The organism is Bradyrhizobium sp. CB3481 (genome assembly GCF_029714305.1).
Lineage (GTDB): Bacteria > Pseudomonadota > Alphaproteobacteria > Rhizobiales > Xanthobacteraceae > Bradyrhizobium.
The window spans coordinates 5,086,077-5,099,856 of the sequence record NZ_CP121647.1 but is presented as its reverse complement, the minus strand read 5'-3'; the positions used below and the strand labels follow the sequence as shown (position 1 = coordinate 5,099,856).

The window sequence follows — 13,780 nt, the reverse complement described above, 5'->3', positions numbered from 1 at the left end:
ACATTGGTGATGCGGCTGTCCTGCAGCTGCTCTTCGAGCTACTGCGCTATCTGGTCGTCCGTGAAGAATGCAGATCGGCCTGAGGGATAGGCAGAAGTTGTCTCGATAAAGTATTCGATTTTGCAGGAAAGCCGGGTGTTGGGCTGCGCTTTCTTGCGTTTTGGGATTTTGCTTTCGAGCGATTCGTGATTCCCTGACGACGGGTCATCGGCATTGGGGAAGGCGATGAGCAAACCGCGGGATGATCGCCAGAAAGACCTGTTGCTTCCGGCCCTCGATCAAATCATCGACATGGGCCACCCGCTGGTGCGGTTGGCGGCACTGATCGACTGGAAGTTTCTGGATGACCGCTTTGGTTCGGTGTGCCAAACCGGTCCGGGGCAGCCTGGCCTGCCGACGCGGCTTGTCGCCGGCCTGTTCATCCTGAAGCACATGCACAATCTCTCGGATGAGGTGCTGTGCGCCCGCTGGATCGAGAACCCCTATTACCAATACTTCTGCGGCGAGTTGAGCTTCTGCCACCGGCTGCCGTTCGATCGATCATCGATGACGCGCTGGCGCCAGCGGCTCGGCGAGGAGCAGCTCGTCGCGCTGATCCAGGAAAGTCTGTCGGTGGCGCACAAGACTGGCGCCATTGGTCCCAAGGACCTGGAGCGAGTGGCGGTCGATACCACGGTGCAGCCAAAGGCCGTTGCGCATCCGACCGACGCGCGGCTGATGCATCGGGCCATCACCAAGCTCGTCGGGTTCGCCAAGCGCAACCGTGTGCCGCTGCGCCAGAGCTATCTGCGCTTGGCGAAGCGCGCCGCCATCATGGTCGGCCGCTATACCCACGCTCATCAGTTTAAGCGCGCCCGGCGCCAACTCAAGTTCCTGCGGACGCGACTTGGCCGGATCATCCGCGACATCCGCCGCAAGATTGATGGCGATGCGGCGCTGGAAGCTCGCTTCGGCCCGCTGCTCGATCTGGCGCAGCGGGTGCGCACCCAGGATCAGCATCAGCGCGGCCCCAAGGTCTATGCGTTACATGGGCCGGAGGTCGAGTGCATCGGCAAGGGGAAAGCCCGTGCGCCTTACGAGTTCGGCTGCAAGGTCAGTATCGCCACCCCCGTGACGTCCCCGAAGGGCGGACAGTTCGTGCTGCATGCCAAGGCGCTGCACGGCAATCCCTTCGACGGGCACACGCTCGGCCCTGTGGTCGCCGACATGGAGAAGCTCACCGGCGTGGAGGCTCGCCGCATCCATGTCGACAAAGGGTACCGCGGCCACAACCACCCGCATCGGCTCAGGGTCTGGATCTCGGGGCAGGTCCGCCGCGTCACGGCTTCCATCCGGCGCGAGATGAAGCGTCGTGCGGCTGTCGAGCCCGTCATCGGCCACGTCAAGGCCGAGCACCGCATGGACCGCAACTATCCCAAAGGCCGCGTCGGCGACCGCATCAACGCCGTCCTCGCCGCGGCCGGCTACAACTTCGGCCTGCTCCTGCGGTGGCTCGCAGAACTCTTGCGTGCCATCATCCGGGCCTTCGCCGAAACTGTCCCGGCTCAAAAGATCGCTTAAATCAGCGGTCGTCCGCGTTCTTCACGGAGGACTATCTGCGCGAAGAGCTGACGATTGTCCTTGGCACGGCGGCGAGAGACAGCGTCCTTCCGGACGATGGGCAATCTCGAGCACTAGGTATGGCGCGGCTCAACTAGGCTAGCTAACAAAGGAGGCCCCCGGCTTTGCCGGGGAGGCAGCAGAAGTTTGACATTTCAGGCGGTCGTCCATCGACGAAACTCGCGACTCGTGAGCCACCACGCACACGAGAAGGAGTTTCGCGATGGACGATTACGAGAGCCTAAGCCACAGCAAATGGGAGTGCAAATATCACATTGTCTTCATTCCCAAGTGTCGCAGGAAGACGTTGTATGGGGAACTGCGGCAGCACCTTGGGGAGGTGTTTCGCAGACTGGCAATGCAGAAGGAGTGCAGGGTCGAAGAGGGGCATCTGATGTCCGATCATGTACACATGATGATTTCGATCCCACCCAAATACGCGGTGTCGCAAGTGATCGGATACATCAAGGGCAAGAGCGCTATCCATTTGGCACGGGTCTACGGGAAGCGGAAACGCAACTTCGTAGGGCAGCACTTTTGGGCCCGGGGATACTTCGTCTCGACCGTCGGTCGAGACGAAGCGGTGATCCGGGAGTACATCCGCAAGCAGGAGGCTGAGGATACCCGGTTAGATCAAATGAACTTGTGGCGCTAATGCCGCCTTCAGGCGGCTCCAAAAGCGGGGACGCGTTAGCGTCCCGAAAGCCGCTTTGAGCGGCCCAAATCCTAAAGCCCCCGGCTTTGCCGGGGGATACTTACCAACTGGTCGCGCAGCCGCCGCATTCGTTTGCGTCGCGCCTCGCGCGGTCTCCAGCGTCGGCATCAGCAGGTGCCGCCCGCGCAGCGGCAACCTCGGATAGGCCGGTATGATGTCCGCATTTGCCTTGGGATGACAAAGCCGGCCAGTTGCTCCACCCCCGGCATACATAACACATGCTCCAGCATCGCCGCGTCTCGCGGGCGCACGAACAGCACCGGGTCCCGGCGCCGGGAATCCGCTCGGCCAGTATCCGCAGGACCATCGCGAGGCGCGCCAGCGCATCCGGCACGTCCCGTTCCAGCACCGAATCCTCGAGGCACAGCATGGCCGAGCGCAGGCCGGGGATTCACCGCGAACCGAGCAGTGTCTCGGCCAGATCGTCCCGCGTGCATGGTATGTAGAGCGTCGCGCCCAGCGCCAACGCGGAGACTGACCGCTCATACATCTTGTCCCAGACTACGGACGATCGCCACCGCGCGATAGTGCGATCGATCGCCCAGCGGTTCCACCCGAAGGCCGTGCTCGTCGGCGAGGTGGAGCAGATGCGCAACATCGGGGTCCCCGAGGTCGCGCAGCAGCAGCCGGTCGGGCATACGCCGCAGCAGGGCGCGTGTTGCCTCCGCGATCCCCGGCTTGATCCTGTTGCGGTCGCGCGTCCCGCACCGCTCCAACATCGCGTCGATCATCGCTTCACACCTTCTGTTCAGCAATTTGCGCCGGGCGGTGTGGCCGCCGATCGGCTGCGGCGATGCTGCGGCGACCAGCGGCGCGATAGTGTCGACGAAAGCACGCGATAGGTCAGCTTCCCCATATTGCGGGTATGTGACGCAGGCGTGGAAATCCTCCGGACCGACCACCTCGGCGTTGAGAATCGAGCGGCTTACCAGACCGGAGACGACGCCGTTGAGCAGGCCAGAGGCGATCAAATAGTCATCGTCGGTGGCTGCAATGTCCGCCTGCCCGGCCGGATCGGCGACGACCGCCAGCTCCGGCGCGAACCCGAACGGCCGGTCGGCCAGCGACGTGCGCAGTTCGCCGGCGATCGCGCCCTTGCCCGTCCAGCCATCGATGAAAACGGAGTCGCCAGGGTCGTGCCTGGCCGCGATATGCGCAAGCGCAATGCGATCGATACCCCGATCGCGGATGATGCTGATCGAATAATGGCTAGCGCGGTGCCCTCGGACGCGCAGCGTTCGCGTAAGCAGCACGCCGATCGGCGTACCTGCCCGAGCCAGCGAGACCAGCACCACTTCGCGGCCAGGCCGGCGCTCGGCGAGATGCTCCGCCAGGCTCGACACATCCTGCGCCAGACGGGCGCCGTTGCGCTCCAGCGCGGCGTGATAGAGCGCCAGATAGGCGGGGCCAGGCACGTTCTCGGGCGCTATCATCTCCGAATAGTGGCGCAGGCCCGACTGGATCGCCGCTTCCTTGTCGGCGACGTCCGTTGTCGCCATCGTCACCGGCTTGAGCAGGAAGATGACGTCAGCCGGATCGTAGCTGCCCGAGAAGGGAATCGCCATATGCGTGCAGAGGTCAACCGGCATCAAACAGGCCGCCGGCCAACTGCGAACGTAACGGCATCATCGCAAAGTCGCACAATCTCATGAAAGGCGCGTCGGTATGGCTATCGCCGATGCCTATGACCGGCGCGTCCGGGAAGCGCGCGCGTAACGCCGGCAAAATGTGAGCCACTGCGTGATGCTTACCCAGATAGGGCGGGATCAGTGCAACGTTGTTGCCGTTGCGATGGTCAGTCCAGCCAGCGGGCAGCGTCGCTACAGCGGCATCGATCACTGCCAACAGCGCGTCGGTATCGGCGTCAGCATGTTTGGCGATCGTGTAGAGAGGCAGCTCGCCTTCGCTCAGCACCCGAGCGTTGATCGCAACGCCCCGCCTCTCCGCCTCGGCCAAGATGGCATCGGTCAGCACCGCTAGTTGTCCCGCGTAGGGTGCGGCGCGCTTGGCGATGTTTTCCGCCCAGATCGGATCGACCTCGCCCCCTTCGTCGAGCACGACGCCGCCATGCGCGCAAATCGCCGCGCGAAAGGGAATATCCGCGCGTCGCAACGCATCAAGGCTGCGCGCCGTCACCGGCACGAGGTGCGTCGTTTCGGCCAGCCATTCGATAAACTGCATCTGCCGTGGCGTCGCATAGCTGAGCGGCGCGCCGTCGCGCGCGAAGCCGAGCGGCGTCAGCCGTTCGACCGGCACGTCCGGCGGGCATTTACGAAATGTCTGGAACAGCGTGTCGTCCAGATCCACAAGGGCGATCGCGCGGATCATCGCACCCAGCCGATCAGCGCCGCGTCGAGCGTGGCGACCAGCATCGGGTCGATCGTGTCGGCGCCGGTCTCATGGGCGATCCACGTCGCGCGTCCGTCCGCCGGATCGGCGTTGTAGAGATAATTAGGTACCCCGGTGCCATAATTGTCCGCAAAGCGCAGCTTGGCCGCCATCGCTACGCCGAGGCACGCAGGGCTGCGGGTGGTCGCCTGCACGACGACGTCATGCCCCGCTTCCGCCAGCTGTTCGGCGAGCCGGAACGGCGGATAAGCGAACTCGCCGGTGCCGACGATGCGCAGCGGTCCGCGCACGGCCGGCAGCGTGCCGGCGGGAGATGGCGCGATCGGTGCCTTCAGCCCTAGGCGTCCGAAATTATGATGTGTGATCATGCGGCCGAGCGAGCCCGCCGCGGTCGCGAAGTTGGGATCGGCGGCGATCGCCGCGCCCTGCGTCCATTCGAGCCGCCCGCTGAGCAGCGCCGCCAACTTGGTCGGGCGCGGCATCCGGGCCTGCCAGCCGCGCCCGACCGACCAGTCGGTGAGCGTTGCTACGACGATTGCCTCGATCCCTGGCCAGGCATCCGTCAGCGCCTCGGCGAGGTTGCATAAAGTCCTGCCGGTCGAAACCTCGTCATCGACGATCACCAGCGCGCGCGGGCTCGGTAGGGCAGGACGGTAGATGAGATGCGCCGCGGCATGGCTGTGTGGTTCCTCGAACCGGCACAGCAGCGGATGATCCAGCTGCTGCCGGGTCGAATGCAGGAAATGAATGTCGGCGCGCCCCGTTCGCTGACACAGTTCCTCATGCACCATGTGCCCCAAGCAAACGGCAGCCTCGGCCAGCCCGATCACCATAACCGGACCGGGCAGGTCGACGGGAATACGCTTGGTCAGATCGCGCACGCTGCGCCGCATCGTCTGCGGCGCGGCCGGCAGATTGCGCCCCAGCACGCGCGAGACCACCAGGAACCCGCGCCGTGGATTCTCGCGTGCCGCGAAGTCGCAGAGCGCGTCGAGCGGCCACGCGACCTCCTCGACGGCGATGTCCAGCCGCCCGGTCGGCAGCGTGACCGATCGGGCCAAGGTCGCGGTCGTCAGCATTTGCAGGCGACGCGCGCGATCGTCTCCCGCGGCTGGCGCACCACGGCGGCGCGTCCGATCGTCGCGGCCTCGCGTTCCATTTGCGGCTCAATGCCGAAACAATCGAGAAAACTGATGATCATCGCGCCCTTAATGCCGAAATCGATGTTCTCGGCGCTTGCGGTAGCAAGAGATTGGCCATTGGCCAAATTGCTGAGGCCATCTATTGCCGCCGGAACTAGCCGGCGCATATACAGCGCTTTTTATCCGAAAGCAAACGCGCGGCTTGTCTCAAAGTAGTCGAACTGTTGCGAACGCGACGTTGTGCACGAAAAACCAAAGGGCAGCGCATTGCTTGCGCTGGCGCAAATCCTGGAGCCGCGAAAAAGGGGCTTGGAAACCGGCGTAATAGCTTCAGGCCATTTCAGCGTGTCGGTATGCGTGCGCTGCCGCTACATGCCTGAAGCGGAGATGTCGCGCTTGGTCCATTGATGGACGGGTGTGACTGCGCAAGTTGCCAACTGTTCGTTGGAAGGTGACGCGCGTTGTGAGATTATCATGCGATCTGGAGTTCTTTTTTGGGTGCCGCAACAGTTGCGCTGGTTGTAAGCGGTCCTACCAATTCGGGCGATCTCGCGACTGCAGTGAAGATCCCACGGGCACTGTGGAGCTGGACCGGAGGATATATTGGTGTGCACGTCGGCGGTGGCTACGGCCTGACATCCTTTGATCCCCACGGTCTGTCAATCTATGGCGACATCGTCGATACCCCAGTGTTCCTCCAAGGTGGCCAGATCGGCTACAAACAAGCCTGCCGCCATTTTCTCCGTTGTCGCCGCAGCAAACCGTCGGGACGGACCAGACGCTAACAGCGACGCGCGCCAAGTCCGTCCCGAAGTCCATCGCATTGCAATTGGTGGTGATGCCGTGAACAGAGCAAACCGCGTGCCAAAGCGAATTCGCAAGCTCTGCAGACACGTCGTACCGATTGTAGCGTTAAGTTGCTGACATCGGTCTCAATACCGACAGCCGGCGCCGCCAGTGCCGACAGTGGCCTGCTCACGCGCTGAATGTGCGGGGTAGGCCTTTCGCAGCGTTTCATTCTTCCATCCGGTGTGCGCGGTGACGCTTGCACATTCCCGGCGGGTGTGAATTCAACAGGAGCCTTCTTTGCGCGTCCTCAAGGTCCGCGCGGTGTCGTCGTTGATCTGAACTTTCACCGGGTACTACTGATAGGATGAGCCTGCGCGGGTACGCGGGACTGCGCGGTTCGGGCATATTTGCAGCATGGTTTTTTGGCCTTTGCTTCCTCGAAGATTCCAAGAAGCGGGCCAGGGGCATGCCAGACGGCTCGATCATCTTTTAAACGGGAAGTGAGGGGGGCATCTCAATGGTCTTCCGCTTCGGTGGTGAGGGTCACCATTGAGACATCATACTCGCGCAGATGGTCGGGTCAACACGAGCGGCAGCCGCCGCCTCCCGTGTTGTCGCGTCCAGCCCTGTCCGGTTGCGGACACATATGTCCGGACCGCAACACCCGGGCGCAAGTATTGCGCCGGCGCAGCGTGAGCGCACAGTCTTGCCCTTCTGAAGCAGGGGCTGCTCAACTCTTTCGTGGCACGCTGATTGCTAAGACACCGATGAAGGCTCAAGTCCCTGAGTTGCTTCAAGTGGCCGGAAGACACCGTCTTCAGTTTCAGGTTGTCATCAATCGATGAGGCCAAAAACGGCGATCTATATAATCCAGTCCAACCAAAATCCGAACCTCGTGCTCGGGGTAAAGGAGCAGAGCGTAGACGCTGAGATTGTACTCCGCAGCAAAAAGACACGCACTTTCGCTACATTCTCTGGGACGTGAACCTTGACACGGGCTAGTTTGCGCTGAGCGCAAGGAACGAGCAGCTTGCAATCGGGCCAGAAGACAATTCTGTCGCTCCGAAAAGCCGCTCTTGCTCAAGGCTTACGACGCTGCCTCGCCTAGCCAGGACTGGGAATACACCAGACCCTATGCGTAGTCAACCCTCAGTGGTGCTTCGAAGCACAAGCGATAGACGGTGCTCCCGTTACACTAAATCAGTGCAACGGCAGACCCAATCAGCAGTGGTTGCGCCCCTGGTGAGCCTCACGCTGCGGAGTAATGTTCGTCTCAGAGAAATTTGTCTCGGAGAAGCAAAATCAAGCCGTTGGAATGCGGGGCGTCGAGAGGACTGCCCCGCGACTTTTTAGTCAAAACCGGCAGCGACGGCGCCCATACCAAGCAAGGATTTCGCTCTCTCCTCGCGACGTCTTCGCCCATAGCTGGCTGGACGGAATCATTCTGCTAACGATGAACGCGGATGCCGAAGCAATCTGCTGTTTCGGATGCGAGCGCCTGCTCGCGAGCCACGCCTGTGGGCTGCGCTATGAGAGTCCCACCTATTCGGGCCATAAACGGGCAAGTCATGGATGTCCAAGTCGACACGCGGCCATTGAGGTCTGGCCGATCGATCGGCTGTGCCCGTATGAGCGCAATTCGCGCCGGCACACGCCCGGGATCGCCGCCTCGATCCGCGAGTGGGGTTGGACGATGCCAATCCTGGCGGTCGATGATGGCATGGTGCTCGCCGGCCACGGTCGGCTTCAGGCGGCCAAACTGCTCTGGATCGCCGAGGTGCCCGTCATCGTCGCGCGCGGATGGCCATGCCGATGACAGCGAGGGTGATGGTAATGATCTTAAGCATTGAGCTTACTCCTTACGTGCTGAGCGATATCAACGTATTTCACTTTGGAGTTGATGTAGTTGGTCCAGGTCTCCACGGTGAGCTCTTCAATGTCCCTGGCTGCATTGAAGAGACTGTCGGCCATCTCGATGGCTGGGATCAGGAGATGCTTCTGAGCAGCGAAGAGACGAAACTCAAAGCGATTGGAGTTCGCGGTGTTGAGGACTGAGTAGCGTTCGGCTTGCTTGGCGGGGCAATCAGGATGCTGCTGAGCGTAAAGGTCTAGCGTCTCCGGCTGGCGTTCGCTGATCTTTAGGAGCGCTTGGCGAGGGAAGTTGTGGGCGAATGGAAATACTTTATCCTTCAAGGGGTTAACGGTGTAGTCTCTGTTTATTGAGACATGAATACCGCCGTCATTCTTCGGGCCATTGGGGTGTTCGTTGAAGCTGACACCCTTGAAGAGAATTCGCTTGATGAGCCTCTTGTGGATGGACATCGGAGCAATGGCGCTCTTGATCTCGTATCCAGAGCTATGGCCAAGGGGTTCATAACGGACCTGGAAATAGGGCGGAAGGATGCGGATCGGATTGACCATCGCCTTCCGATCCACACGTTTGTCACCCCTCGGCAACTTGATATAGATAGGCATGTCATCGACGTCATAGAAGTCATCACCATCAGTACCGGTATAAATAGGGTGGAAGGTGCGGTCGAGTAGTGCAGCTGGCGGGCCAGCGTAGGGCCAGTCGATCTCATATTCATAACCGAGAAGGATCTCTCTGGGATCCTTGGTGGTGTACTTGGCGAATTCCCCGGGGGAGATGGGTCGGTGGAGCATTGTTGTGCCTACTGTCTCATCCAATCTGCAGCCTGCCGTGCCTTGCTGGCAGGACTGAAGAAGGTTAGCAGGCTGCATACCAAGAACAGGCTCGAATGATGCGAAGCAGATCAAGGGCTTAGCGGGTTCGCGTTGTCGCATTTCGCACACTATCGGAAGCCTATCGGCGGCCAGGTACCAACGCGTTGCGCTGGTCAGCCGCGGATCGACAACCAGTTCAAGCTTGCCGCTGAACGGATTGAAGTCCGCCGTCTTCGTCGGCGCGACGATCGCCAGACCCTTTTCAGCCGCCGTTTCCTGCTCGCTGGGAACGACCAAGAACTTCGGCGTGATCGTCAGGTACTCGACGCCGGTCAGTCCGACCTGTTTGCGAAGGGCAAGGCGGCCCGCGCCCAACAACGCGTCCGCCGTCGGCGTCGTGTCGTTGAAGTTCTTCAGCGTCGTCGCTTCCTTGTTCTTGTGCGACGTGTGGAACAGCGGCTGATTGTCCGACATGGTCGGACCGTTGCCGCTGTTCGATTGAAGCAGGTCCGCGAGGGCCTGCGCTTCGGTCGACGCCGCCGCCTGACCCAGCTTGCGCGGAACGCTTTCGAAGGCGTTCAGATCGTCGTTGACGAGGCCATGAACGCGCGCGGATCGCGCGCGAAACCGCGGGCGTCGATTTCACCGCTAAGCGCCGCGACTGTGAGCCATCTTTCCCAGATCGGGCGGCAGAACTGAAAAATGATCACGTTGTTCTGGATCGCTTCGACGCGGCGGCGGAATTCGAGAAGGCTGGCGCGGATACTGCTGAAATTGATCTGCGATAGGTCCCCGGTCAGAACTTCGTAGGGGACGCCCAGCCCTGCGGCGATGTGCCGAACGGTCAAGCGCAGGAAGTCGATGCTTTCGGCGTCGATCGTCGCGGGATCGGAGAACTTCACGTCCTGTCCGGCCGACAGAACCTTCAGCGTACCGGGTTCAAGGCCGCTGTCGATTGCGCTGCCGTCGGAAGACGGGTCGCCGGCGAATGGGCTGGCATCGCCGGACTGGTTGATGATGAAGCCAGTCAGTAATGCGGCGACCTTCTGGCGCATAAGCTGGGCGTCGGCGAGTTGATCGACGTCGGCCAATGAAAGCAGGATCGGCGCGAACCACGACAAGCCGCGGACCTGCCCCGGTGCCTCCGGCTTGAAGACCTGCAACAGGTGATCCGCTGGAATTCGCACCATTGCGAGGCTGCCCCAGTAGTTGAATTCGGGCCGTTCCTTGTAAGCGTGATAGGCGACCCTCCGGCCGCGGCCATCGAATTCAACGCCGGCAACAATCCGGCCGCTGCTTCCTTCAAGCACGCGGAAAAGAGTGGGGTCGATCTGCTCGGCGTCGAACAGCCGGATGCGCAACGGATTGCCGTCGAAGCCATCCATCGTCGGCATCGCGAAGCAGTCGCCGTCGACGACCATGCGGCCTGCGACGGTCGCTTGAAGGCCATAAAAGTCGGCGATCCGATCGAAGTCTGCCTGATCTGTCCAACGATCCCATGCAGCGTTGATCTGGGCGCGAACAGTTGGATCAGGATGCTGCGACTGCGGCTTGATGCCGGCGCCGATTAGGTTTGAGGTCCATGCGTCGGCGCCGGACTTGGCCAGCGCGACGTTGCCGACCAGCGCCCGAGCGCGTCGGCCGATCGGGCCGCGCGCCGCGGTCATCGCGGCGCCCTGATGGGCAATCTCGGGGGCGCCGCGCCAACGGCGGCCACCGCCGGCGCCTTCGTAGCTGCGAAATGCCATTGCCGCGGCCCTGAAACGTTGTCCGATCTGCGTCAGCGCGCCAGCCATGATCACTTGGCCGCCTTCGCGACGGACGCTTCGATCGGGCGCGCCCACATGGCGTCGACAGCGGCGTCGTCTTCGACGACAAAGGCCGGCGTAGCGGTCCAGAAATCGTCGGGCAGTTCGATCGCCTGTTCGTCGGCGCGGCGGATCAGGAGCGCTGCGCAGGCTGTAGCCGACCCGCCGTCAATCTTTCGGAAGTCCGGTGCCAGTGCGATAGCAGCGGCGACTTCGTTGGTCGTCCCGACGACGTTGGACAGGCGAGGGCCTTCGTCGGAATGCTTGTGTGTCAGCCGGACCCAGACGATTTCGGGAAGCTTCGGATCGGCGGCGGACCGGACGATATCCTGCCAGCGCGCGGCGAGGGCCGGCCCAACGGCGCAGATCGTCGCCTTCGCGGAGGACCGGCGTTCCTGCTTCGGTTCGTCGCACAGATCGTCGACGGCGATCTGGAGGAAGGCTTCGAACCACGTGTACCCGCTGGGTTCGTTTTCGTCGTTGGACAGCGCAAGCTGGCGTGCTTTCGCATAGCTGTCGAAGCGATCCCGGGTTAAGCCAGTAAGCTTCATAAGTTCGGTTCGACGAATGCGCATTGGCTGACCCGCGTAGCGTGATTTGTTTCTGCAAATTCGCTACACGCGGCGGATCGTCGTTGTAAATTCCGTGTTACAATCAGATGTTTACCGGGAGCTTTCCCGGTTTCCGATTTTCGGAAGCCTTACCTTGCTGAATTTTGATCCGCAGATTTGCGATCAACACAATGAACAATCGAAACAAAATTCGTGACGCAGCCGCGAAACGTAGGGCGACGATCCGTTCATCAGATCAACAGACGGGAAAATTCCCGGGAGCTTTCTCGGTTTTGACAAGCGACTGATCAAGTTATCAACAACTTGTTGACCGATAACATTTGATGTTTCTCCGGTAATTTTCCCGGCGTCTGTCATGAGGGCAGGTCGATCCAAGTGATTTGGCATCTACTCGGAATTCAGAAGCGGTCGGCGCCGATTTCAGTCATGCAGGGTCGCCTTGGCAGGACCCGGATGGCAGCCGCTCATCGAAGGGAGGTCATGGTGTCATTTGTGAAGAAGACCAGTTGGACAGAGGCGGACGTGACCAACCTGCCGACCGGAGAACATGACTATTTTGAGCGGAAGGCGGGGGCGTTGATCGAAGGTGATCGCAACAACTTGCTTGACGATCTAGCCAAGGCGGCCTCGGCCTTCGCGAATTCGGGCGGCGGTCATCTAGTGATCGGTATCCGAAACGATGGGTCGTTTGATGGGGTTCCTCACCTGATTTCAGGGCGGGAAACGACACGCGACTGGCTTGAACAGAAGCTTCCCGATTTACTCGACTACAGGCTGAATGACTTTCGCGTGCATGTTGTAGAGCGATCGGATGTGTCCGCGATACCTGATGGTCGCGATGTCGTCGTCATCGATTTCGGTGACAGCGCTTTGGCGCCGCATCAGAGCCGACGCCACACCAGTTATTTCTACCGATCGGCCGGGCGATCTGTACCCGCCCCGCATTTCTATCTGGAACTGCTTCGACAAAGGATGACCGCGCCTGATCTGGAAGCGTCGCTGACGGCAATCGATGCTGAAGCAGGATGGGAACATAACGGGGAGTTGTACGTACGATTGGTGCTCACGTTCTATGTTCGAAATGTCGGAAGGGTGGCGGCGTACAAATGGACGTCCGTCATCGAACAACTGCAACATTGCGATGGTAGGCAACACGACTATATCTTTGGTGCCGCCCCGGGAGCGCCGGGCCGATCGGCTGGGGTCCGAATTGACGACACGATCCTTCCGGGTTGCAGTCTAGATCAACAGCACATTCTCACTCTGCGACTTCGTCCGTCACCGAGAACCGCAACGACGATGGAAGGCGACGCAAGATCATTGCTGTCGAAAGCGGCCGTATATCTGCGGCTGGCGACGGAGACTTCTCCGGGCGAGCAAGTACGCTTTGAATTAGGTCCATTCGTGAACTACGGCCAAGTGTTGCAAACCTTGACGGACTACGTTCGAGAGTAATCTTCGAGGCCCTTCGTTAAGGCGGGGCCGGCATCCGCTCGCACCGGCGCAGCACGTTTTCCCACCGACCGGGCGAATATGACCGGCGCGTCCAGCCGTCGACCGTCCACGACGCGGTCAGCACTTTGTCGCCGTCGTACTCGACCGTCAACATCGACGGCCGGTCTTCAAAGTCGACCCAGCGGCGGAACGACAGCGCGAGGGCGTTGTGGCGGAATTCGTAATCGCGGACGCGGGTCCCGTTGGGAAGGGTGAGATTGCTACGTTGCGTTCGGCGGAGGATTTCAAGCGGGGTGTGGACCAGCGACCTGATCCGTTCTGCGCGATCCTCTCTGGCTATCGTCGTCATCGTGCTGCGCTCCACAGAGAAGCGGCGGCCGAAGCCGCCGCGCCTCAAGATCAGATTTTCTCCAAGGGAACAATTTCTGCAGACGGCTGAATGATCACGCATCGCGTCACCCATTTTCCGTCAGTGCGGCGTCCCTCGCCGATTATGCGCAGCACCGTGTCAGGCGCAGAACTGGTACGGTTCGATCCGCGGCGCGGGTCGAAAAAGATGATATTGTCGGAAACAGCTTTCGGCATGGTCCACTCCATGTTGGAAGTTAGGGCCGCCGGGCAGTTGACGCTGCCGGCGGCCCGTCGGATGTTATTGAAAAGCTGTGC

Annotated in this window: 13 protein-coding genes; 4 read left to right on the top strand and 9 right to left on the bottom strand. The window is 61.1% G+C overall.

Going from position 1 to position 13,780, the window contains the following annotated elements:
- Nucleotides 1-225 precede the first annotated feature (225 nt).
- Complete coding sequence (locus QA643_RS24965; RefSeq protein WP_283028520.1) at nt 226-1,560, top strand: IS5 family transposase; 1,335 nt, start codon at nt 226-228, stop codon at nt 1,558-1,560.
- A 262-nt stretch (nt 1,561-1,822) separates the two neighbouring features.
- Nucleotides 1,823-2,254, top strand: a complete 432-nt coding sequence (gene tnpA, locus QA643_RS24960; protein ID WP_283028519.1) for an IS200/IS605 family transposase — start codon at nt 1,823-1,825, stop codon at nt 2,252-2,254.
- 542 nt (nt 2,255-2,796) lie between these two features.
- Here the strand turns inward: tnpA and QA643_RS24955 are convergent.
- From QA643_RS24955 to QA643_RS24940, 4 genes are read right to left on the bottom strand one after another with little or no spacing between them, the layout of a single operon-like run.
- Nucleotides 2,797-3,903 (bottom strand): cysteine protease StiP domain-containing protein, encoded by a 1,107-nt coding sequence (locus tag QA643_RS24955; RefSeq protein ID WP_283028518.1) that lies wholly within the window; start codon nt 3,901-3,903, stop codon nt 2,797-2,799.
- Complete coding sequence (locus QA643_RS24950; protein WP_283028517.1) at nt 3,893-4,642, bottom strand: hypothetical protein; 750 nt, start codon at nt 4,640-4,642, stop codon at nt 3,893-3,895. The genes QA643_RS24955 and QA643_RS24950 overlap by 11 nt, the downstream gene beginning before the upstream one ends.
- Nucleotides 4,639-5,724, bottom strand: coding sequence for a phosphoribosyltransferase domain-containing protein (locus QA643_RS24945; RefSeq protein ID WP_283028516.1), 1,086 nt, complete (start codon nt 5,722-5,724; stop codon nt 4,639-4,641). Before QA643_RS24945 ends, QA643_RS24950 begins: the two co-directional genes overlap by 4 nt.
- 11 nt (nt 5,725-5,735) lie before the next feature.
- Complete coding sequence (locus tag QA643_RS24940) at nt 5,736-5,972, bottom strand: hypothetical protein (RefSeq protein WP_283028515.1); 237 nt, start codon at nt 5,970-5,972, stop codon at nt 5,736-5,738.
- Nucleotides 5,973-8,047: 2,075 nt separating this feature from the next.
- Here QA643_RS24940 and QA643_RS24935 point away from each other — a divergent pair.
- Nucleotides 8,048-8,410 (top strand): ParB/Srx family N-terminal domain-containing protein, encoded by a 363-nt coding sequence (locus QA643_RS24935; protein ID WP_283028514.1) that lies wholly within the window; start codon nt 8,048-8,050, stop codon nt 8,408-8,410.
- 23 nt (nt 8,411-8,433) lie between these two features.
- On the opposite strand, the gene QA643_RS24930 is transcribed toward QA643_RS24935, so the two are convergent.
- From QA643_RS24930 to QA643_RS24920, 3 genes are all read right to left on the bottom strand, one after another.
- The gene (locus QA643_RS24930) at nt 8,434-9,753 is read right to left on the bottom strand and encodes a hypothetical protein (protein ID WP_283028513.1); all 1,320 of its coding nucleotides are present in this window, start codon (nt 9,751-9,753) and stop codon (nt 8,434-8,436) included.
- Between the two features lie 104 nt (nt 9,754-9,857).
- A complete protein-coding gene (locus QA643_RS24925; RefSeq protein WP_283028512.1) occupies nt 9,858-10,946 on the bottom strand; it encodes a phage portal protein in 1,089 nt (362 codons plus the stop codon).
- Between the two features lie 131 nt (nt 10,947-11,077).
- On the bottom strand, nt 11,078-11,662 hold the full coding sequence (locus QA643_RS24920) for a hypothetical protein (RefSeq protein WP_283028511.1): 585 nt from the start codon (nt 11,660-11,662) through the stop codon (nt 11,078-11,080).
- A gap of 480 nt (nt 11,663-12,142) precedes the next feature.
- Here QA643_RS24920 and QA643_RS24915 point away from each other — a divergent pair, with 480 nt between their 5' ends.
- Nucleotides 12,143-13,114, top strand: a complete 972-nt coding sequence (locus tag QA643_RS24915; protein ID WP_283028510.1) for an ATP-binding protein — start codon at nt 12,143-12,145, stop codon at nt 13,112-13,114.
- Between the two features lie 16 nt (nt 13,115-13,130).
- Here the strand turns inward: QA643_RS24915 and QA643_RS24910 are convergent, their stop codons facing one another.
- Nucleotides 13,131-13,463 carry a hypothetical protein gene (locus QA643_RS24910; RefSeq protein ID WP_283028509.1) on the bottom strand — a complete coding sequence of 111 codons (333 nt, stop codon included), beginning with the start codon at nt 13,461-13,463 and terminating at the stop codon, nt 13,131-13,133.
- A 50-nt stretch (nt 13,464-13,513) separates the two neighbouring features.
- Nucleotides 13,514-13,699 carry a hypothetical protein gene (locus tag QA643_RS24905; RefSeq protein ID WP_283028508.1) on the bottom strand — a complete coding sequence of 62 codons (186 nt, stop codon included), beginning with the start codon at nt 13,697-13,699 and terminating at the stop codon, nt 13,514-13,516.
- Nucleotides 13,700-13,780: the final 81 nt, after the last annotated feature.